The organism is Clostridium felsineum DSM 794, assembly GCF_002006355.2.
Lineage (GTDB): Bacteria > Bacillota > Clostridia > Clostridiales > Clostridiaceae > Clostridium_S > Clostridium_S felsineum.
Map to the genome: position 1 here is coordinate 1,520,468 of NZ_CP096980.1, position 18,604 is coordinate 1,539,071.

The window sequence follows — 18,604 nt, forward strand, 5'->3', positions numbered from 1 at the left end:
ATAAAAAATGTTATAATATATGAACAGGTTGTGTTAGGGGGAAATAGTATGGTTAAGAAAACAGTGGAATGTCTAGGTTGGGTATTTGTTTCGTTAACTACATTGGCTCTAATTTTTACTGTATTAACTACATATCAACTTTTAACAATACAATATTTCAATAATTACAAAATGTTTCAAAGTTTTATGATATGCACTATGCTTTTATGGGCAGTGAAAATTTATGATAAAACTGACAAGATAAAAAGTTTAGTTTATTCTTTATGTTGTGCTGCAATAGCAGTTGGGACTGCATTTTTTATGTATATTGGAGTATTCTAGAAAAAATTACATAATGTGTTTTGCTAGAAACCTTAATAAGTGACATAAGTAAATAATAAATTGGGGAATTGCATATGTACAATATCTCTGATTTATCGTTTGCTATTTAAAGTTGTCATTTGTTAAGGTTTTCTATTTATTATAAAATAAAGTTATGAAAAAATTTGAGATTGTATGATAAAAATTGTATAATTTAATTTAGTATATTATATAGTGATAATGGATAATAAGAATATGAATAAGTCAACGGCAACTTTTATATTGAAATTGGCTTTTTTATATTGGAAATGGGAAAGTGAGGTATATTATGTCTGTTTCTAAAAAAGATGTTGAATATGTTGCAGAACTTGCGAGACTTAGCTTTAGTGAAGATGAAAAAGAAGGACTTATGAAGGATCTTAACAGTATACTTTTATATGTTGATAAATTAAGTGAACTCAATACTGATAATGTAGATATAATTGTTAATCCATATTATATTGAAAATAAATTTAGAGAAGACGAAGTAGAGGAATCTATGGATTTAAAGGATGTTATTAAAAATGCTCCTAAAAATCTTGAAGAATACATAGTAGTACCTAAGGTAATAGATTAAGCTAAGGAGGTATAATAATGAAGCTGTATAAGCTAAAAGCGCATGAGCTTAAAGATATGATTTCAAAAAAGGAAGTCAAAGTTGAAGAAGTTACAAATTCCTTTATTAATAGAATAGATGAAGTGGATGAGAGAGTAAATGCTTTTTTATATGTAGCAAAAGAGGAAGCTTTGATTGCAGCAAGAGAATTAGATAAAAAAATTGAAAATGGAGAAAAATTAGGTGGGCTTTCAGGAGTACCTGTAGCTGTAAAAGATAATATAAGTGTAAAAAATATGCAAAATACATGTGCATCAAAGATACTTGAAGGATATGTGGCCCCCTATGATGCTACTGTGACAGAAAAATTAAAGGAAAATAGTGGTGTTATAATAGGAAAAGCAAATATGGATGAGTTTGCTATGGGTTCATCCACAGAAAATAGTGCCTATAAAATATCAAAAAACCCATGGGATTTAGAAAGAGTACCAGGTGGCTCTTCAGGTGGTTCAGCAGCTTCGGTAGCATCTCTTGAAGCGCCAATAGCGCTTGGAACGGAGACAGGAGGTTCTGTAAGGCAACCAGCTTCTTTTTGTGGCCTTGTTGGATTAAAACCAACCTATGGAAGAATATCAAGGTATGGAGTTGTTGCTTTTGGATCTACTTTAGATCAAGTTGGAATGTTTGCAAGAGATGTAGAAGATTGTGCACTTTTAACACAAAATATAGCAGGTTTAGATAAAAAAGATTTTACAACTGTAGATACTCCAGTTCAGGATTATTCTAAGAGTTTGAGCAAAGACTTAAGAGGCAGAAAAATAGGTATACCTAAGGAGTTTTTTGAAGATGGCTTAGACGAAGAGGTTAGAAAAGCAGTTAAAGAAGCCATAAAGGTTTTTGAGGAAAATGGAGCTGAGGTCAAAGAGTGTTCACTTCCATTATCAGATTATGCACTTGCTACTTATTATATAGTTTCATCAGCAGAAGCTTCATCTAATCTTGCTAGATTCGATGGTGTAAGATACGGTTATAGAAGTTTAGAGGCTGAAAATCCTTTGGACTTATATATTAAATCTAGAAGCGAAGGTTTTGGAAAAGAAGCAAAAAGAAGAATTATGCTTGGTACATATGTACTTTCAAAGGGGTATTATGATGCATATTACAAAAAAGCTTTGAAGGTTAGAAATTTAATTAAAAATGACTTTGAGAAAAACTTCAAAGAATTTGATGCAATTATTACACCAACAACTCCTACACCAGCATTTAAAATAGGCGAAAAGATAAAAGATGTACTCTCAATGTATATGTCTGATATTTATACAGTGCCAGTAAATATAGCGGGAATTCCTTCTATATCATTGCCTTGTGGTTTTGTTTCGGGACTTCCAATTGGTCTTCAAATAATGGGAAATTATTTTAAAGAAGATACGTTATTTAATTTAGCTTATAGTTATGAACAATCGACTTCATGGCATGCAAAGATTGCAAATGTATAAGTAGGAGGTAAAAAGGTAATGGAATACGAAATTGTTATAGGTCTTGAAGTGCATGCAGAATTAGCAACAAAAACAAAAATGTATTGTGGGTGTACTGCTGAGTTTGGAGGACAGCCTAATACACATGTTTGTCCTGTATGTATGGGTCTTCCGGGTGCACTTCCTCATATAAATAAAAAAGCAGTTGACTATGGTATTAAAGCTGGTTTAGCGTTAAATTGTTCAATAACTCATATTGGAAGAATGGATAGAAAGCATATTTTTTATCCTGATAACTCTAGAAATTATCAAATAACTCAAGATGAACTTCCTTTATGTACAAATGGTTATATAGAAATAGAGCTTGAAGACGAATCGAGAAAAAGAATTGGAATCGAGAGAATACATATAGAGGAAGATGCTGGAAAACTACTTCATACAAATGCGGGGACTTTAGTGGATTTTAATAGATGCGGAGTTCCGCTTGCAGAAATAGTTTCAAAGCCAGATATGCGAAGCGCTAAAGAGGCTGTGGCTTATCTAGAAGAATTAAAGAGCATACTTTCATGTGTAGGTGTATCAGATTGTAAAATGGAAGAAGGATCACTTAGATGTGATGCTAATATTTCCGTAATGGAAAAAGGTTCTGAAAAGTTTGGTGTTAGAACGGAAATAAAAAATATGAACTCCTTTAAAGCGGTTGAAAAAGCTCTTAACTATGAATATGAGAGACATATAAAAGCTATAGAAAGTGGGGAGAAGTTAACTCAGGAAACAAGAAGATGGGATGATACTAAAAACGAAACAGCACCAATGAGAAGTAAAGAAGAAGCCAATGATTATAGATATTTCCCAGAAGGAGATCTTGTAACTTTAAATATAGATGAGCAGTGGATAGAGAATATAAGAAAAACTATACCTGAACTTCCAAAGCATAAGAGAGAAAGATTTGTAAAAGAGTTTGGTATACCAAAGTATGATGCATCAGTCCTGACACTTACTATGTCTATGGCTAATTTTTTTGAGGAAACCGCAAAAATTAGTGGAGACGCTAAATCTGCATCAAATTGGCTTATGAGCGATATTTCAAAGATAATGAAAGAAAACTATGTATGGATTGAAGATTTGAAATTCACACCTAAAGATCTTGCAGAGCTTATAAAACTTATAAATGAGGGAACTATTTCTAATGCTATAGGAAAAAAAGTTATTGTAAGGATGTTTGAGGAAGGTAAATCACCTAAGGATATTATTGAAGAAGAGGGTCTTGTACAAAACAGTAATGAGGATGAAATACTAAATGTAGTCAAAGAGATTTTAAGTGAAAATGATAAATCTATAGAGGATTATAAGAATGGAAAGAAGAGGGTTGTTGGATTCTTGGTAGGTCTAGTTATGAAAAAGACAAAAGGCAAAGCAAACCCTAAAATAGTTAACAAGTTAGTGATGGATGAATTAAATAAGTAATATAAAAAGGATTAGGCAGTTTTATGCTTAATCCTTTTTGAAATTTATATAATGTAATAAGTACTAATTAATTTCGTTATCATCATCTACATCTTTGCTTTTAGAAAAAATAACTAAACTTTGTATTAACTTTTCTATTAAATAGTTCTGGTATTTTAATTGTGACAATGTTTTATTAAAAAGTATAAAGCTCCATATTCCGATAAAAGTAAATATAAGTATTGCCGAAAGGCCAGCTATTTCCAAAGCAATCTGCATTTTGGTACCTCCAAGTAATTTAATTTATATTATTAATTATGTAATCTCGCATATCATTATAGCATAAAATCAGTCATAAATGTTTAATTACTAAGTAAGTGGAAACAATTATATATATAATAATAAATTTATATAAAGGTAGATATATATGAAGAAATTTTTTAGAGTATGTGCTATTTTTTTTCTCATTTGCTTAATTCTAAGTGGATGTGTTGAGAAAAAAGAAGCAGAAACTAAGGTATCAAGCAAAGAAAATTATTTGGTATATGATATTGGAGAAATTCCAGAGGATTTATACTCCATAAATACTAAAAATACTAAGAATGATGAGGTTCTTAGTATGCTATTTAGTGGTCTTGTTAGCGAAGATTATAACACAATGGAAATAAAGCCAGCTTTAGCAGATACGTGGACTTTATCGCCAGATAAACTTCAATATACCTTTCATATACGTGAAGGTGCTAAGTGGAGTAGTGGTGAAGATATAACCGCATATGATGTGTATGATTTCTTTAAACAAATACTATCAAGCTCTAATGGGAAATTCTATGCGTATGATTTAAAAAGTATATATGGTATTGATAATTATATTAGTGGAAAAACACCATTTGAAGGAGTAGCTATAAGTGTTGAAAATGATAATGTATTAAAAATAAGACTTAATTCACCATGTAGTTATTTTTTAAAGAAGTTGACACAACCTATATATTACATAAGAAAAATGGATAATAATCTAAAGAATTGGAGTAAAAATTATAACGAAATAAAGTATTCTGGACCGTACAAAATATCTGGAATTTTAAACAATACAGCATTACTTGAAGAAAATAGTAATTTCTTTTCAAAGGAAACAAATAGTATGAAAAAATTCAAACTAAAATATCACTATAATGAAAAAGAAGTAAGTGCATATACTACTGCAGATTTTGAAAATGCTAAAAATATAGATGTGTTTTCTAATCCTACACTTAGTGAGGTGCCAAGATTAAAGGCTAAAGGACAAATAGATATGTTCAAAACTTGGGATACTATTGCATTTTATTTTAACATGAATAATTCTAGTATAGCTGGTGATATTAATTTTAGAAAGGCTATGACATATTTAATTGATAGAAATAAAATTTTAAATTCTATATCTAATGATTTTGCTGTGAGTGAAAACACTTTTGTGCCAGCTGAACTTTTTAATGCAGGAAAATGTGAAGACATATTTAGAGATTATGATATGAATTTAGCATTTCAAAGTCTTGATAAGAGTGGTTATAGTTTTGGTAAAAAAGTTACGTTAATTTATAAAGAAAATACACTAAACAGGGAGTTGTGTGAAAATTTTGTTTATGAAGTAAATAAGACGTTACAAGAGCAAAATAGAAGTAAAATAGATTTTGATGTGAAGGCATATTCAGGAAAAGCACTTGATAATGTAATAAGTAAAGGTAAATATGATATTTACCTTGGCGATTATAACATATGGTATAACAGTGCTGTAAGTTTCTTTGATATGTGGGATTCAAGATCACCGTTAAATGTAAATTATAAAAATAATGTTTATGATGATTATATCTATTCTCTTCACAATGTAGATAGTGATAGTGATAATATTTTAAAAAAAATGGAAGAACAGTTGGCAAATGACTTGCCAGTAGTGCCAGTAGCTTTAAAGAAAGATATTGTATGTAGAAGAAATAGTTTAACAGGGCTAAAGGAAAATAGATATGGAGAACTAATGATAAATTTTTTGAGATAATTAAGGCAGCCTTGCAATAAAGCAAGGTTGCCTTAATTAATATTGAACTAAAGATTTTAAGGGAGAGGAATATTTTATGAGTTAAGGTTTTTAGCTATTTTATTGCGTATTATAGTAATCTTTAAATAAATGAATAATTATAAAAAATAAAAACAAATTGTTATCGCTATAAAATGATTTCTTGGATATTGAAAAAGTTTTCTTTTTTTTGTTATAAGTAATCTTTTTAAAGAAAACAGATGCAATTTCAGTATTCTTTGGTGATGATATGGTAGGCATTTTGAAATAGGTTTCCTCTAATAAATCTTCTGACTTTAATGAAAAATTTTTATATCTCTCGCAATCCTGTATGTTTGGAGCCTCAGGCCAGGATTGTATGATTCCAGATTCTATAAGCTGATGTTTAAATACGTTTACTAGTATATTTTCATGAATAGATTTATCTTCACATAATTCTGATACTAACATCGAGTTTAGAATATATAGTACTATTTCATTACAGGAAAACTTAACTTCCTTTTTTTCTGTATCTTTTATGAAAATTCCTAGAGCTGGATTATATAAATCACTTAAGGAGGAATGAATTTTTAATGCATAATCTTTAAACTTAAACATATTAGAATTATTATATAGAAGAACAGAGTTTAAACATAATAAAGAACTATTTTCGATGTTGTCATTGGAATCAATATAACCGTAATTTTCACTTAAGTACTCAAATATATCAAGCAATAGTTCATAAGATTTTTCGTTTTTACTATAGCTATAAAATATGTTAAGAGCTAGTGTTAGTTTATTTAATTCGGAAAAAGATAAAGAATACAGATCATTTCTAAAATTAATAAACATATTTAGTATATCTAGAGAAAAGTTTTGATACTCTTTTGAGAACTTTTCGTTAGATATCACAGAATATTTATAATAAGCACACATTAAAAAAGCTTGGTTTGAAAACTTGAAATTTTCATCTTTATTCTCAAGTTTTATCTCAGATATTAAATCACTTGAAACATCAGTTTTATCAACAAAAACTCCTTCAAAATTTCGTAAATAAGAGTTATAAAAATCCAGCTGATTTTTTATAATTACTAAATATAAATTACTTATGTTAAATTTCTTTTGATTTACATCTTTAAGGCTTTTATAGTAACTACATAACTCTAAAAGACTTAAAGTCATATAAGCATTGGATGAAACCAAAATGTCCTTCTTTATATTAGAATTTTTCCACTTTAATTTATTGTTTGAGGTATAGAGTTTACAACTGGATTTGCTATATAAACTTACTAGTGGAGAAAGTGATTTAAATGTGTTAATATCATTTAAAGGGGACTGCTTAGTTTTTAAGTTTTTAAAAGGCATTTTAATTCCACATTCAGAGTTAAACAAGATATCACGTATAGATTCTTTTGACAAATGAAGTAATTGATTTTTTATAGAATTTTTATTTAGTGAATTAAGCCTAAAAAACGGTCCTATATAATTCAAAGGCTGCACCATCCTAGTATAATTAATCTATTTATATAATATGATTTTACTTCTAGATATGTGCTATATATAATACATAAAATTCTAACATTATGGCTTAGAAAATATTCCTGCAAAAGAGGCTTAACTCAAGAATCTTTTATGAGGCAGAATGTAATAGAATTTTCGTGTTATATAAAAATACATAAAATTCTAACATTATGGCTTAGAAAATATTCCTGCAAAAAATAAATTCAGAAGAAGTGGTGAGGTAGAGTGAAAAAAATAATTATTGCAAGTAATAACCAAAATAAAGTAGAGGAGATAAGGAATATATTAAAAGATTTTAAATTTAATATAGTATCTCTTAAAGATGAAAACATAAATATTGAAGTAGAAGAGGATGGAAAAACATTTATGGAAAATGCTTTTAAAAAAGCATATGAAATATATAAGGTTAGAGAGGATTGTATGGTTATGGCAGATGATTCAGGACTTTCAGTAGATATTTTAGATGGAAAGCCAGGAATATATTCTGCTAGATTTGCAGGAATACATGGAGATGATAAAAAAAACAATGAAAAATTACTTTCATGTTTAAAGGGAATTCCTTTTGAAAAAAGAAGTGCAAAGTTTTTATGTTCTATTGTTTTGATTGTAAATAACCAAAAAACAATAAAAGTAGAAGGTAGTATTGAAGGATTTATAACAGATAAGGAAATTGGACACAATGGTTTTGGATATGATCCCTTATTTTACATACCAGAATTAAAGAAAACCGCAGCGGAGCTTACAAAAGATGAGAAAAATTCAATAAGCCATAGAGCAATTGCGCTTAAAAATTTGTGTCAAGAGATAAGAAGGTTAAATTGGGGGGAATAAAATGCTTATAGCAGTTATGAGTGACACACATATGTCAAATGAGCATATAAAGAGGGCGTGTGACAGTTTGAAAATGTCACATGCAGATATTGTTATACATTTAGGAGATAATGTTCAAGATATAGAAGAGATTAAAAAGTACTATAAAGGCGAAATAATATATATTAAAGGAAATTGTGATTATACAAATGTACCAGCTGAAAAAACTTTTTCGTTAGAGAAAAAAAGATTTTTTATAACACATGGAGATAGGTATGCGGTTAAATATAATACTATGAAATTAGAGTATAGAGCAAAAGAATTAGAGGCGGATATAGTATTATTTGGTCATACTCATATATCGAAAATTGATTTTAATGATGGAATTTGGTACATAAATCCGGGAAGTGTATCATACCCCAGAAATGGTTGCAATAGCTTGGCTTACATAGATATTGTTGATGGTAAAATACATGCAAAAATAAAAAAAATATAAAAAAGTTTTAAAAAAGGGTTGACGAAACTGGCTGGATAGTGTAGAATAATTTTTGTCGTCAAGCGGTAAACAAAAACAAGGACGACATCGGGGTGTGGCGCAGATGGGAGCGCGCGTGGTTTGGGACCATGAGGTCGCAGGTTCAATCCCTGTCACCCCGACCAATATGCGGGTGTAACTCAATGGTAGAGTGCTAGCCTTCCAAGCTAGTTACGAGGGTTCGATTCCCTCTACCCGCTCCAAAATATGCGTTTTTAGCTCAGTTGGATAGAGCAACGGCCTTCTAAGCCGTGGGCCAGGGGTTCGAATCCCTTAAAACGCACCATTTAAAAACTTTGGTGGGTATAGCTCAGTTGGTAGAGCGCCAGATTGTGGTTCTGGATGTCTAGGGTTCGAACCCCTATATTCACCCTAATGTTGGGATGTCGCCAAGCGGTAAGGCACAGGACTTTGACTCCTGCATCCGCAGGTTCGAATCCTGCCTTCCCAGCCAACATTTTAAAATTAATACATATATGGTTTATTAGCTCAGTTGGTAGAGCACATGACTTTTAATCATGGTGTCCGGGGTTCGACTCCCCGATAAGCCACCAAAGTGCAGGTGTGGCGGAATTGGCAGACGCACTAGACTTAGGATCTAGCGCCTACGGCGTGGGGGTTCGACTCCCTTCACCTGCACCAATTAAATAAAATATGCGGGAGTGGCTCAGTGGTAGAGCGTCACCTTGCCAAGGTGAACGTCGCGAGTTCGAATCTCGTCTTCCGCTCCAAAATATGCGTTTTTAGCTCAGTTGGATAGAGCAACGGCCTTCTAAGCCGTGGGCCAGGGGTTCGAATCCCTTAAAACGCACCATTTATGCGGGTGTAACTCAATGGTAGAGTGCTAGCCTTCCAAGCTAGTTACGAGGGTTCGATTCCCTCTACCCGCTCCAAAATATGCGTTATTAGCTCAGTTGGTAGAGCACCTGACTCTTAATCAGGGTGCCCAGGGTTCGAATCCCTGATGACGCACCATTTAAAAACTTTGGTGGGTATAGCTCAGTTGGTAGAGCGCCAGATTGTGGTTCTGGATGTCTAGGGTTCGAACCCCTATATTCACCCTGATGTTGGGATGTCGCCAAGCGGTAAGGCACAGGACTTTGACTCCTGCATCCGCAGGTTCGAATCCTGCCTTCCCAGCCAACATTTTAAAATTAATACATATATGGTTTATTAGCTCAGTTGGTAGAGCACATGACTTTTAATCATGGTGTCCGGGGTTCGACTCCCCGATAAGCCACCAAAGTGCAGGTGTGGCGGAATTGGCAGACGCACTAGACTTAGGATCTAGCGCCTACGGCGTGGGGGTTCGACTCCCTTCACCTGCACCAATTAAATAAAATATGCGGGAGTGGCTCAGTGGTAGAGCGTCACCTTGCCAAGGTGAACGTCGCGAGTTCGAATCTCGTCTTCCGCTCCAAAATATGCGTTTTTAGCTCAGTTGGATAGAGCAACGGCCTTCTAAGCCGTGGGCCAGGGGTTCGAATCCCTTAAAACGCACCATATGCGGGTGTAACTCAATGGTAGAGTGCTAGCCTTCCAAGCTAGTTACGAGGGTTCGATTCCCTCTACCCGCTCCAAAGGTATGCGTTATTAGCTCAGTTGGTAGAGCACCTGACTCTTAATCAGGGTGCCCAGGGTTCGAATCCCTGATGACGCACCATTTTTTATTGAATACGCCGGGGTGTGGCGCAGATGGGAGCGCGCGTGGTTTGGGACCATGAGGTCGCAGGTTCAATCCCTGTCACCCCGACCAGTATGCGGGTGTAACTCAATGGTAGAGTGCTAGCCTTCCAAGCTAGTTACGAGGGTTCGATTCCCTCTACCCGCTCCAATTTTTAAAAGCGTATTTTAGTGCCCATAGCTCAGTTGGATAGAGTCGCAGACTTCGAATCTGAAGGTCGGGGGTTCGATTCCCTCTGGGTGCACCAAAATATAACTAAATTAAGGCATTACGTAAGGTTGATATTTATATCAGCCTTTTTTTATTTCTCAGTTTCCCACACTTTTCCCGCACTAGAAAAGTATAAGATGAATTTCCCACATTTATTCCCACTAAATAAAATAATTATGTTAGGCAAATAGATCGTTTAATTTTTCAGCAGCACTAATTTTCTTTTCCGGCATTACATGAGTATAGATATTGCTTGTTATTGAAATATCAGAATGACCTAATAATGTTTGAACTGTCTTTAAGTCTTCACCACGCTCAAACAGTTTTGTAGCATATGTATGTCGTAATGAATGAAATTTCTTATATTTTATTCCTGCACTTTTTAAAATTCTTTCATAAGTTCTAGCCATATTTCTACCATTTAATATTTTTCCGTTTTCTGTTGTGAAAATATAATCGTTTTTTTCATAGCTTAATCCTGCTTTTAATTTATCTTTTTTTTGCAGTATTTTTTGCTCTTCTAAAATATGCATAAGATTTTTAGGTATAGGTACTTTTCTAATAGAATTTAAAGATTTAGGAGCTTGTTCTATAGTTTTGTAAATTCTTTCACCATTCTTATCAATTACACTTACTTGAGATATACTTTTTTCTACACTAAGTAAAAGATTTTTAGTATTTATATTACTCCATTTTAGTGCTAAAAGCTCTCCACGTCGTAAACCAGTACCTAATGCTAATAATATTAGCCCTTTTAGTCTATTGCCGTCTAAGGCTTTAATAAGGGCTTTAATTTCAGTATCACTAAATACTTCTATTTCTTCTTTAGAAACTTCTTGTTCTCCTGGAATAACTAATCTTTTTCCGCATGGATTTTTAATTAGGTATCCTTCATCAACTTCATAATTAAAAAATGATTTTAATAGCTTATTTAAATTTTTTATTACATTACTACTTTTGCCATTATCATATAATTCGTTGTAGTATCGTTGCAATATAAGCTGTTTTATATCACTTAACTTTATATTGTATATGGAGCTGTTTTTTATGTAATTTCTATAGATACCTTCATATCTATTGAAGCTACTGGGCTTGATTTTAGAGCTTATACGTACAACTTCAAATAGCCAAGTATGCATTAGATCACCTAGTGTTACTTTTTCATATCCAATATTTAATCCACTTTTTATGTCATTTAAGTACAAGTCTCTTTTTTTTTCTGCTTCACTTTTGTTTTTACCGTAAAATTCTTTTCTTATCAGTTTTCCATTTGAATCTCTTCCAATGGTGGCGGTAATTCTATAATATTTCTTACCGTTCTTAATACAATTTGTTTTATTCGCCATAAAATCACCTCGATATTTATTATAACAAATATACTACAAATGTATATATAATATTAAATAGGAAAAATTTAAGAAACAAGTAATTAAATATGATATAATTAAGTGTAATGTATTATAAAGCACTATATAGAGTATATTTTCAGCAATGTAAGGAAATATAGTATATAAATACAAGTATAAGGAAAATATTAAGATAACCAAGCAAAAAAAGCTGATAAATAACATCAGCTTTTATAATAAAAAATATAAAACCCCTATAGGTCACAGTCTCCAAACTACAAACCTATAGGGCTCCGAGGAAATATGAAATTTCCATATATATCGTAGCATACTAACTGCGATAAGTAAATAAAATAATGGAAATAAATATATCCTCAGAAGATGGGAGGAATTATGGATAAAAATAAAGTATTTAAAACAACAGGAGACAAGCTTAAGTATTTAAGAAAAATAACGGGTGCTACGTTAGCTGAAATTGGTGGAGATAAATTAAGTAAAGCAATAGTGTGTAATATAGAACATAATAGACGACAATTAAATTTAAAAGAAGCTAATTATATAGCAAAAATAATTAATTCTAAAGCTCAAAAAAGAAAGTTGGAATTAAATATAAATGTTACAGGTAAGTGGTTAATGGCTGATTTGAATCAGCAAATAGATATTTGTGTAAAAGAATTTATTAGTAAACTTGAATATAAATTAAATCAACAGGAATATGAATATGCTAAAAAAGAATTAAATGAGATAAAAAGAAATGGAGATATAAGTGATGCACAATCTTATGTGATATACAATATTTGTGCTAAATGGTTTATGAAAAGAAACTTTAATGTTGCAAAGGAGTACTTATTACGTATGTACGAATTGGCAAGTAAAAAGGGTGATATAAATAAACAAATATATGTACTTAAGCAATTAACTAATGTATGTATGTTTCTAAAGGATTATAAAGAGGTTATAATTTGGAGGAATCTTGCTAATACATATTGTGTTAAAAAGTATATACCTAATTTTGTAAGGGATATTGAATTTAATAAAGCATTGGCATTACATGCACTTAAAAATTTTAAAGAATGTAAAGAATCTTTAGAGTGCCTAAAGAAATTTACATTAGGTATAAAAGAAAGTGTCGATGTACAGCTATTAAAGGCAGAGTGTGAAAAAGAGTTAACTAATTTAGATTTATCAGAAAATATACTAATAAATTTATTAAAAATAAATATGGATGACGTATATAGAAAAGCAAACATTTACTCACACATGGCAGAAATAAAGTATTTAAAAGGAAATAATGCCGCTATAGAGTATATAAATAGAGCCTTAGCAGTAAAATTAGAACAAGATTTGAAATTCAAATTTGTAGAGAATGAAATCGCATATAATGCATTAAGAATATATATAAAATTTAATGTAAATCAAGTAGCTGAAATGTTTGAAAAAATATGTTGTATATCAAAAACTATTAAAAACTATAATATATATATTAAAGCAGTAACTGAACTTTATGAATATTACAGCAAAAATAATAACATGGGTGCACTAAAAAGTTTATTAATAGAATTAGAAAATTTACAGTATAAAAATGACAAAATAATAGTATTATACTATAAAATTTTAAAGGTTTTATACAAAACACAAGATAATGTATGTAAAAATGAATTAATAGAAAAAAGTTTTAAAATTTTATAAAAGTAAGAATCAAAGAAAGTATGATATCATAAGCACATAGGGATATAGGAGGTGCTTATAAATGTTAGACATTCTATCAATAGTATTGCCATGGTAGTAATGGCATAAATATAGTAAATATGGGGAAGTTACTCAAAATAGATGAATTTGAGTAACTTTTTTTAGTACAAAAACATTGAAATATCTATTTCAATGCAATATTATAAGTATAAAGAAATGTAAAAAATAAAATTTACAAATGTGTATTGTTCCGATACAGGGGGAGTGTAATGAAAGCGGAAAAGTCGAAATCAATATTAGAAGAATTAGAAGACTATCTAAAAGAGATAGAGGATTATATAAAGAAAGAAAAGAAGCAAGACTAATTATTATCTTGCTTCTTTTTTAATAAACGTATTTTAATTTCTAATTCTAAACCTTGCAGTAAAATATCTAAAAGTTTTTCATCTTTTCTTATATCCTCGGGGCTTATTATAATGCCTTCTGATATTAATTTATCTAGAACTGTTTCTAAGGTTTCGAGTCCAGTGTAGGATTGAATAAATTCTTCTTCAGCATTTTCATTTAGCCAATATGCAACACTTGTTTTAAAGAAAGTTGCAAGCTTTATAGCGAGATTTTTACTTACTCCACGTTTAGATTCAGCTCCAGAGATTACAGACTTTGTAACCCCAATCCTGTCAGCTAATTCCCTTTGAGAAATACCTCTCTTAGCCCGAGCATCTTTTAATCTCTCACTTATCAATTTATTATTCATGAATAGATCTCCTAATCAAAAATTACATTTTAATATACGTATATTATACGTTAAATTTGGTCGCATTTCAAGACCGCTACCAAAAACATTTTGCAATGAAAATATAAGGAATTAAGTAAAAAAACAGGTAAAATATATATAAACGCACTTAAAAACGCTTTATCAAACTTTACTAGGTCGCAAAATGAGTGCATAATTTAAAGTAGGGAGGAGATAAAGTGGAAGAAAGAAATTTAAGAGATTTAAGAAATTCAATTGGATTAACCAGAAAATTTGTAGCTGAAAAATTACATGTTAATCCAGACCATGTAACTAAGATTGAAACTGGCACAAGAAGACTTACTCAAGTAAATGCAGAAATTCTAGCTAGTTTATATAGTGTTAATTATAGTGAGTTAACACATATTGCTAATAAGGTTTATTTAAATAGGCAATCAAAAAAATATGATGGAAAATGAATTAAAGAATAATTGGTATGCATTAATATTATGTATTTTGAGAAATAAAACAATTGATGAGGCATTGAATGTATTTGAAATTATAACAAACAAATATAGAATTGTAGGTAAAAAAAAGAATAGTTACAGTGTGAGGGACATTGAAAAAATACTGTATATAAAAAAAGTAGGCATGAAAAATAAAGATATTGCAGAATATTTTGGTATTACAAGAAGTCAGGTTAAAGCTATTATTCAATATCATTCAAAAAGAAAGGGGAGATAAGTAATGGAAGTAAAAAAGGAGGAAATTAAAGAAATCATAAAAGAAGCTGTTAAAGAAGCTATAAATTTAAATAATAAATTAACATTAACAGTAGATGAGACTGTTAAATTTAGTGGAATTGGAAGGAATAAAATAACTGAGCTTATATATAAAGAAAATACTGATTTTCCATACTTTCGTGTAGGTAGTAAAACTTTAGTTAATAAGGTCTTACTAGAAGGGTGGTTAAACAAAATATCTGAGGAAAAGCGAGTGATATAGGTGAAGCAATATATAAATATGCTTATAAAATCATCACTGGAAACGAATAGAAATATGAGAAAGATAAATGAAAGTTTAAAAGATATACTGAAAGAATCACCAAGCAAATATACAAAATATGGTGAGAAGTTTTTAAAAACTATAAAGAATGATGTAGATGAAAGAAATAAGGTTATAGAAGAACTTAAAGTATTAAAGTCAAAAGATAAATTTAATAGAATATTTGAATTAATGTACAAGCTAAAAAATCTTGATTATATGGATAATGTATCGTGCAAATCGTTTTTTAGTATGTATATTAACTCAATGGCTATAGGAAAATTTATTGGATAGGGAGATGAAGAGAAGTGCTAAGTAATAAAAGAATTAATGAATTAACAAAATTATTCAAGAAACATATAAAAGCTCCTGAAGATGAAAAAGCAGCGATAGAAAAAGAAATGAAGAGGTATGGATGCAGTAATTCAACACAAGCTTTTAAGAAGATAAGAGAGTATAGGAGAAATATTAAGTAAGGAGGATGGTAAAAGTGACTGAAACAGTAAAAGCTTTAATACACGATGAATTAGAAAATGAGAATAAAAAACTCAAGGAGCTTCTTCAAGAATCAATACAGCTACTTGAAAAATATAATTTGAAATTAAAGGTTGGTGATTTTTATGAAAATAACACCTATATGTCCAGTTATAAAAATTAATCAGAAATTTAAGCATCATAGTGAAAGTGATGCTTTTAAAAATATATTAAAAAAGGTGGAAAATGATATTGATATTGATGGTGATAATGTATATGACAAAAACACAAATAATGTCTTATGTAATTTAGATAATATTGATGTAATTATTTTAAAAAGGCTGCTTTATTAGAAAAACATAATTTAAATTGAATGGAGGATAATACAATGAAATATTTTTGTAAAAATTATATTGAAAATGTTTAAAGTATCTATAAGGGAATGGATAAATTAAGGAGAGGAGATCTTAATATGGCTAAATATAGATATGTTTATTCTGCATTTTGGGAAGATCCAGATGTTATGGAGCAATTTACACCAGAAGATAAATTGTTTTATTTATATATACTTACTAATCCCAAAACAACTCAAATAGGAGTGTATAAAATAACTAAAAAGGAAATGGCTTTTGGTCTTGGATATAGTATTGAATCAATTAATAGTCTAGTATGTAGGTTTATAGAGCATCATAAATTAATCAAATATGATGAAGGTACTAGAGAGTTAGCAGTAAAGAATTGGGGCAAATATAACCTTAATAAAGGTGGAAAGCCTATAGTAGATTGTATTAATAAAGAGTTTAATGAAGTTCAAAATTTGGAGCTTATAAATTATGTTGCTAAAAATATTAGAAATGAAAGTATAAAAAATATATATGTGAATTTTATAAAAGATTCAGTGAAAAATTTAAAATCAAACGATACGTTGGACGATATGTATAGCGACACGAGATACGATACGTCAGCGAAACGTGAAGAAGAAAAAGGTGAAATTAAATTTTTAGGTAAATCCTTTAATAATGCGGTGTCTGACGATACGTTACTCGATACGGTAACGATACGTGGACAAAAAGAAAAACAAAAAGAAAACAAAAAACAAAAAGAAAAAGAAAATAATAATACTACTTTTAGTAAAGATACTGCTTTAAGTAATATAAGGCTAGAAGAGATAGAAAAAAAAGAAGCTGTAGAAGCTGATAATGATAAAAATGATTTTGTTAAAATACTAGATTATTATAAATTAAAGGCTCATGTAATTATTGAAAAGCCAGATGATGTAGTATTATCACAACAATTAGTAACAGAAGGAATACCGTTAGATATAGTTAAAAATGGTATAGACGTAGCTTTTAAAACCTTTAAGCCTAAATATCAGGGAGATAAAATAAGGTCTTTTAAGTTCTGCGAAGGTTTCATTAGGGATTTAGCCAGTGAGAAAGAGAAGAGGGAAGGTTTAAATGTCAGATTGATTTCTGAAACGGAAATAAGGTCAATGCCAGATATATTAAAAAATAAAATTCCAAATAGTGATATAACTAAAGTAATAGAGTGCTTAAGTAAAGCAAATACAGGAGATAAGGACAAACTAGAGTATCTAAAAGAAAAAGTAACTGTTGTAGAGAGATATGCAATAGGAAAAAATATAAGTTATACAGGAGCTTTAATAAAAGCCATAAAAGAAAATTGGAAAAGAGAGCAATATACAACATCAACAAGAGATAACTTTAACAGTTATGGGCAAAGAAAATACGATTATGACGATTTAGAGAAAAGGCTCCTAGAAGGACAGGGGTTTTATAATTAAGAACTTATTGTTTGGACAAGCAATAGAAGGGAGAAAATCATGGAGAATAGAGAAAGATTCAAAGCAATGTGTAGTGAATGTGGACATACATTTTATGCTTCTAAGTCTATTGTTCAAGAGATAGGTATATTGGATGCGGGACATGGTTCTTGCCCTAAATGTAGAACTTTCTTGAATTTAACTTTTGATGAAAATAGTAATGAAATGAAGACAATGGAGTGGAGTAAATATTTAAAATCTGTAAATAGAAATAAATAATATTTTAGTTAAGAAACAGGGTGATTATTTATGGAAATAGAGTTGAGGTTTAAACCAGAAAAAGAAGACAGGGGATGGAAATATAGACAGATGTATTTTAAATTTAAAGATAATAGTAAAGCAAAGAAAGATATTAAATTAAAAGGTGATAGACAATGCAAGTAAAATATAAAGATGATAAAAGTATAGAAAGTAGGATAAAAAGATACTTTGATGATTTGAAAAAGATAGAAATATATAAAAGTAAGTTAAAATATTTTGAAGAATATAAAGACGTAATTATGGATGATATTAGAGAAGATGTAAAACATATAAAAGCTACAATAGCTTCAATGGAATTTAAAAATAAAGATGTAGAATTGGTGCTTAAAAATTTAAGTAGTGAAGAAAAAATATATGTTGAGAGTAGATATAAAGATGAATTAAGCATCGTTAAAGTTAAGGAAAAATTATATATGAGTAAAAATACTTATTATAAAGTAAGAAAAAATGTTATAGAAAAGGTAAGAAAGTTAGTGCTTTAGTTTATTATACTAGAGCATTTTTTATTAAAAAGAGGAACAAAAGTGGAGAAAAAATCCAGAAAAATTAGGGACAAAGTGGGAGACCTTTTTGTTTTTGTTATATTGTAAAATAGATATGTCTTTAGGAAAA

23 protein-coding genes and 22 tRNA genes are annotated in these 18,604 nt (G+C 30.1%); 41 read left to right on the forward strand and 4 right to left on the reverse strand.

Annotated elements, in window-relative coordinates; all coding sequences use genetic code 11:
• Nucleotides 1–48: 48 nt before the first annotated feature.
• From CLFE_RS07010 to gatB, 4 genes are all read left to right on the forward strand, one after another.
• Nucleotides 49–321, forward strand: coding sequence for a hypothetical protein (locus tag CLFE_RS07010; RefSeq protein ID WP_077834127.1), 273 nt, complete (start codon nt 49–51; stop codon nt 319–321).
• Between the two features lie 307 nt (nt 322–628).
• Nucleotides 629–916, forward strand: a complete 288-nt coding sequence (gatC, locus tag CLFE_RS07015; protein WP_077834126.1) for an Asp-tRNA(Asn)/Glu-tRNA(Gln) amidotransferase subunit GatC — start codon at nt 629–631, stop codon at nt 914–916.
• A gap of 17 nt (nt 917–933) precedes the next feature.
• The gene (gene gatA, locus CLFE_RS07020) at nt 934–2,391 is read left to right on the forward strand and encodes an Asp-tRNA(Asn)/Glu-tRNA(Gln) amidotransferase subunit GatA (protein ID WP_077834125.1); all 1,458 of its coding nucleotides are present in this window, start codon (nt 934–936) and stop codon (nt 2,389–2,391) included.
• An 18-nt stretch (nt 2,392–2,409) separates the two neighbouring features.
• Nucleotides 2,410–3,837: an Asp-tRNA(Asn)/Glu-tRNA(Gln) amidotransferase subunit GatB gene (gene gatB, locus CLFE_RS07025; protein WP_077834124.1), complete on the forward strand. Its 1,428-nt coding sequence runs from the start codon at nt 2,410–2,412 to the stop codon at nt 3,835–3,837.
• Nucleotides 3,838–3,900: 63 nt separating this feature from the next.
• On the opposite strand, the gene CLFE_RS07030 is transcribed toward gatB, so the two are convergent.
• The gene (locus tag CLFE_RS07030; RefSeq protein ID WP_077895273.1) at nt 3,901–4,095 is read right to left on the reverse strand and encodes a hypothetical protein; all 195 of its coding nucleotides are present in this window, start codon (nt 4,093–4,095) and stop codon (nt 3,901–3,903) included.
• A gap of 148 nt (nt 4,096–4,243) precedes the next feature.
• On the opposite strand from CLFE_RS07030, the gene CLFE_RS07035 reads away from it, so the two are divergent.
• A complete protein-coding gene (locus tag CLFE_RS07035) occupies nt 4,244–5,842 on the forward strand; it encodes an ABC transporter substrate-binding protein (RefSeq protein ID WP_077895272.1) in 1,599 nt (532 codons plus the stop codon).
• 99 nt (nt 5,843–5,941) lie between these two features.
• On the opposite strand, the gene CLFE_RS07040 is transcribed toward CLFE_RS07035, so the two are convergent.
• Nucleotides 5,942–7,330, reverse strand: coding sequence for a hypothetical protein (locus CLFE_RS07040; protein WP_077895271.1), 1,389 nt, complete (start codon nt 7,328–7,330; stop codon nt 5,942–5,944).
• A 255-nt stretch (nt 7,331–7,585) separates the two neighbouring features.
• On the opposite strand from CLFE_RS07040, the gene CLFE_RS07045 reads away from it, so the two are divergent.
• The 24 genes from CLFE_RS07045 to CLFE_RS07160 all read left to right on the forward strand — a co-directional run bounded on the left by CLFE_RS07045 (nt 7,586) and on the right by CLFE_RS07160 (nt 10,636).
• A complete protein-coding gene (locus CLFE_RS07045) occupies nt 7,586–8,191 on the forward strand; it encodes an XTP/dITP diphosphatase (RefSeq protein ID WP_077852263.1) in 606 nt (201 codons plus the stop codon).
• A 1-nt stretch (nt 8,192) separates the two neighbouring features.
• Nucleotides 8,193–8,666 carry a metallophosphoesterase gene (locus CLFE_RS07050; protein ID WP_077895270.1) on the forward strand — a complete coding sequence of 158 codons (474 nt, stop codon included), beginning with the start codon at nt 8,193–8,195 and terminating at the stop codon, nt 8,664–8,666.
• A gap of 88 nt (nt 8,667–8,754) precedes the next feature.
• A tRNA-Pro gene (locus CLFE_RS07055) sits at nt 8,755–8,830 on the forward strand.
• A 4-nt stretch (nt 8,831–8,834) separates the two neighbouring features.
• Nucleotides 8,835–8,908, forward strand: a tRNA-Gly gene (locus CLFE_RS07060).
• Between the two features lie 6 nt (nt 8,909–8,914).
• Nucleotides 8,915–8,991 (forward strand) — tRNA-Arg (locus tag CLFE_RS07065).
• Nucleotides 8,992–9,004: 13 nt separating this feature from the next.
• Nucleotides 9,005–9,077, forward strand: a tRNA-His gene (locus tag CLFE_RS07070).
• Nucleotides 9,078–9,084: 7 nt separating this feature from the next.
• A tRNA-Gln gene (locus CLFE_RS07075) sits at nt 9,085–9,159 on the forward strand.
• A 24-nt stretch (nt 9,160–9,183) separates the two neighbouring features.
• Nucleotides 9,184–9,259 (forward strand) — tRNA-Lys (locus CLFE_RS07080).
• Between the two features lie 4 nt (nt 9,260–9,263).
• Nucleotides 9,264–9,347, forward strand: a tRNA-Leu gene (locus CLFE_RS07085).
• A 14-nt stretch (nt 9,348–9,361) separates the two neighbouring features.
• Nucleotides 9,362–9,436, forward strand: a tRNA-Gly gene (locus CLFE_RS07090).
• Nucleotides 9,437–9,442: 6 nt separating this feature from the next.
• A tRNA-Arg gene (locus tag CLFE_RS07095) sits at nt 9,443–9,519 on the forward strand.
• A 5-nt stretch (nt 9,520–9,524) separates the two neighbouring features.
• A tRNA-Gly gene (locus CLFE_RS07100) sits at nt 9,525–9,598 on the forward strand.
• A 6-nt stretch (nt 9,599–9,604) separates the two neighbouring features.
• Nucleotides 9,605–9,680: transfer RNA gene (locus CLFE_RS07105), tRNA-Lys, on the forward strand.
• Between the two features lie 13 nt (nt 9,681–9,693).
• Nucleotides 9,694–9,766: transfer RNA gene (locus CLFE_RS07110), tRNA-His, on the forward strand.
• Between the two features lie 7 nt (nt 9,767–9,773).
• Nucleotides 9,774–9,848 (forward strand) — tRNA-Gln (locus tag CLFE_RS07115).
• A gap of 24 nt (nt 9,849–9,872) precedes the next feature.
• Nucleotides 9,873–9,948 (forward strand) — tRNA-Lys (locus CLFE_RS07120).
• A gap of 4 nt (nt 9,949–9,952) precedes the next feature.
• Nucleotides 9,953–10,036 (forward strand) — tRNA-Leu (locus CLFE_RS07125).
• 14 nt (nt 10,037–10,050) lie between these two features.
• Nucleotides 10,051–10,125: transfer RNA gene (locus CLFE_RS07130), tRNA-Gly, on the forward strand.
• A 6-nt stretch (nt 10,126–10,131) separates the two neighbouring features.
• Nucleotides 10,132–10,208: transfer RNA gene (locus CLFE_RS07135), tRNA-Arg, on the forward strand.
• A gap of 3 nt (nt 10,209–10,211) precedes the next feature.
• Nucleotides 10,212–10,285: transfer RNA gene (locus CLFE_RS07140), tRNA-Gly, on the forward strand.
• A 7-nt stretch (nt 10,286–10,292) separates the two neighbouring features.
• Nucleotides 10,293–10,368 (forward strand) — tRNA-Lys (locus tag CLFE_RS07145).
• A gap of 17 nt (nt 10,369–10,385) precedes the next feature.
• Nucleotides 10,386–10,461 (forward strand) — tRNA-Pro (locus CLFE_RS07150).
• Nucleotides 10,462–10,465: 4 nt separating this feature from the next.
• Nucleotides 10,466–10,539: transfer RNA gene (locus CLFE_RS07155), tRNA-Gly, on the forward strand.
• Between the two features lie 20 nt (nt 10,540–10,559).
• Nucleotides 10,560–10,636: transfer RNA gene (locus tag CLFE_RS07160), tRNA-Arg, on the forward strand.
• A 142-nt stretch (nt 10,637–10,778) separates the two neighbouring features.
• Here the strand turns inward: CLFE_RS07160 and CLFE_RS07165 are convergent.
• Entirely contained in the window at nt 10,779–11,945 is a 1,167-nt protein-coding gene (locus CLFE_RS07165; RefSeq protein WP_077895269.1) for a tyrosine-type recombinase/integrase, read from the reverse strand.
• 393 nt (nt 11,946–12,338) lie between these two features.
• Between CLFE_RS07165 and CLFE_RS07170 the strand changes: the two genes are divergently transcribed.
• Nucleotides 12,339–13,634: a hypothetical protein gene (locus CLFE_RS07170; RefSeq protein WP_077895268.1), complete on the forward strand. Its 1,296-nt coding sequence runs from the start codon at nt 12,339–12,341 to the stop codon at nt 13,632–13,634.
• Between the two features lie 361 nt (nt 13,635–13,995).
• Here the strand turns inward: CLFE_RS07170 and CLFE_RS07175 are convergent, their stop codons facing one another.
• Complete coding sequence (locus CLFE_RS07175) at nt 13,996–14,391, reverse strand: helix-turn-helix domain-containing protein (protein WP_077895267.1); 396 nt, start codon at nt 14,389–14,391, stop codon at nt 13,996–13,998.
• Between the two features lie 218 nt (nt 14,392–14,609).
• Between CLFE_RS07175 and CLFE_RS07180 the strand changes: the two genes are divergently transcribed.
• The 11 genes from CLFE_RS07180 (at nt 14,610) to CLFE_RS07225 (ending at nt 18,474) form a co-directional block, all read left to right on the forward strand.
• On the forward strand, nt 14,610–14,849 hold the full coding sequence (locus CLFE_RS07180) for a helix-turn-helix domain-containing protein (protein WP_077895266.1): 240 nt from the start codon (nt 14,610–14,612) through the stop codon (nt 14,847–14,849).
• Nucleotides 14,839–15,114 (forward strand): hypothetical protein, encoded by a 276-nt coding sequence (locus tag CLFE_RS07185; RefSeq protein WP_139356234.1) that lies wholly within the window; start codon nt 14,839–14,841, stop codon nt 15,112–15,114. The genes CLFE_RS07180 and CLFE_RS07185 overlap by 11 nt, the downstream gene beginning before the upstream one ends.
• A gap of 3 nt (nt 15,115–15,117) precedes the next feature.
• The gene (locus CLFE_RS07190; RefSeq protein WP_077895264.1) at nt 15,118–15,375 is read left to right on the forward strand and encodes a MerR family transcriptional regulator; all 258 of its coding nucleotides are present in this window, start codon (nt 15,118–15,120) and stop codon (nt 15,373–15,375) included.
• A complete protein-coding gene (locus CLFE_RS07195; RefSeq protein WP_077895263.1) occupies nt 15,376–15,708 on the forward strand; it encodes a hypothetical protein in 333 nt (110 codons plus the stop codon). It abuts the gene before it with no gap.
• A 14-nt stretch (nt 15,709–15,722) separates the two neighbouring features.
• The gene (locus CLFE_RS07200) at nt 15,723–15,890 is read left to right on the forward strand and encodes a hypothetical protein (RefSeq protein WP_169851026.1); all 168 of its coding nucleotides are present in this window, start codon (nt 15,723–15,725) and stop codon (nt 15,888–15,890) included.
• A 14-nt stretch (nt 15,891–15,904) separates the two neighbouring features.
• A complete protein-coding gene (locus tag CLFE_RS07205; RefSeq protein ID WP_169851025.1) occupies nt 15,905–16,072 on the forward strand; it encodes a hypothetical protein in 168 nt (55 codons plus the stop codon).
• The gene (locus CLFE_RS07210) at nt 16,035–16,241 is read left to right on the forward strand and encodes a hypothetical protein (protein ID WP_077895262.1); all 207 of its coding nucleotides are present in this window, start codon (nt 16,035–16,037) and stop codon (nt 16,239–16,241) included. The genes CLFE_RS07205 and CLFE_RS07210 overlap by 38 nt, the downstream gene beginning before the upstream one ends.
• Nucleotides 16,242–16,360: 119 nt before the next feature.
• Nucleotides 16,361–17,692 (forward strand): hypothetical protein, encoded by a 1,332-nt coding sequence (locus tag CLFE_RS07215; RefSeq protein WP_077895261.1) that lies wholly within the window; start codon nt 16,361–16,363, stop codon nt 17,690–17,692.
• Between the two features lie 39 nt (nt 17,693–17,731).
• Entirely contained in the window at nt 17,732–17,950 is a 219-nt protein-coding gene (locus CLFE_RS07220) for a hypothetical protein (RefSeq protein WP_077895260.1), read from the forward strand.
• A gap of 30 nt (nt 17,951–17,980) precedes the next feature.
• Entirely contained in the window at nt 17,981–18,115 is a 135-nt protein-coding gene (locus CLFE_RS24230; protein ID WP_257675088.1) for a hypothetical protein, read from the forward strand.
• Nucleotides 18,106–18,474 (forward strand): hypothetical protein, encoded by a 369-nt coding sequence (locus tag CLFE_RS07225; RefSeq protein WP_077895259.1) that lies wholly within the window; start codon nt 18,106–18,108, stop codon nt 18,472–18,474. The genes CLFE_RS24230 and CLFE_RS07225 overlap by 10 nt, the downstream gene beginning before the upstream one ends.
• Nucleotides 18,475–18,604: the final 130 nt, after the last annotated feature.

Bases quoted from the DNA above. Each gene is read 5' to 3' on its own strand.
- gatB (WP_077834124.1), top strand. From the start codon at position 2,410: ATGGAATACGAAATTGTTATAGGTCTTGAAGTGCATGCAGAATTAGCA.
- CLFE_RS07220 (WP_077895260.1), top strand. From the start codon at position 17,732: ATGGAGAATAGAGAAAGATTCAAAGCAATGTGTAGTGAATGTGGACAT.
- CLFE_RS07185 (WP_139356234.1), top strand. From the start codon at position 14,839: ATGGAAAATGAATTAAAGAATAATTGGTATGCATTAATATTATGTATT.
- CLFE_RS07030 (WP_077895273.1), bottom strand. From the start codon at position 4,095: ATGCAGATTGCTTTGGAAATAGCTGGCCTTTCGGCAATACTTATATTT.
- CLFE_RS07170 (WP_077895268.1), top strand. From the start codon at position 12,339: ATGGATAAAAATAAAGTATTTAAAACAACAGGAGACAAGCTTAAGTAT.
- CLFE_RS07050 (WP_077895270.1), top strand. From the start codon at position 8,193: ATGCTTATAGCAGTTATGAGTGACACACATATGTCAAATGAGCATATA.
- CLFE_RS07175 (WP_077895267.1), bottom strand. From the start codon at position 14,391: ATGAATAATAAATTGATAAGTGAGAGATTAAAAGATGCTCGGGCTAAG.
- CLFE_RS07225 (WP_077895259.1), top strand. From the start codon at position 18,106: ATGCAAGTAAAATATAAAGATGATAAAAGTATAGAAAGTAGGATAAAA.
- CLFE_RS07035 (WP_077895272.1), top strand. From the start codon at position 4,244: ATGAAGAAATTTTTTAGAGTATGTGCTATTTTTTTTCTCATTTGCTTA.
- CLFE_RS07210 (WP_077895262.1), top strand. From the start codon at position 16,035: ATGAAAATAACACCTATATGTCCAGTTATAAAAATTAATCAGAAATTT.
- CLFE_RS07190 (WP_077895264.1), top strand. From the start codon at position 15,118: ATGGAAGTAAAAAAGGAGGAAATTAAAGAAATCATAAAAGAAGCTGTT.
- CLFE_RS07215 (WP_077895261.1), top strand. From the start codon at position 16,361: ATGGCTAAATATAGATATGTTTATTCTGCATTTTGGGAAGATCCAGAT.
- gatA (WP_077834125.1), top strand. From the start codon at position 934: ATGAAGCTGTATAAGCTAAAAGCGCATGAGCTTAAAGATATGATTTCA.
- CLFE_RS07010 (WP_077834127.1), top strand. From the start codon at position 49: ATGGTTAAGAAAACAGTGGAATGTCTAGGTTGGGTATTTGTTTCGTTA.
- CLFE_RS24230 (WP_257675088.1), top strand. From the start codon at position 17,981: ATGGAAATAGAGTTGAGGTTTAAACCAGAAAAAGAAGACAGGGGATGG.
- CLFE_RS07165 (WP_077895269.1), bottom strand. From the start codon at position 11,945: ATGGCGAATAAAACAAATTGTATTAAGAACGGTAAGAAATATTATAGA.
- gatC (WP_077834126.1), top strand. From the start codon at position 629: ATGTCTGTTTCTAAAAAAGATGTTGAATATGTTGCAGAACTTGCGAGA.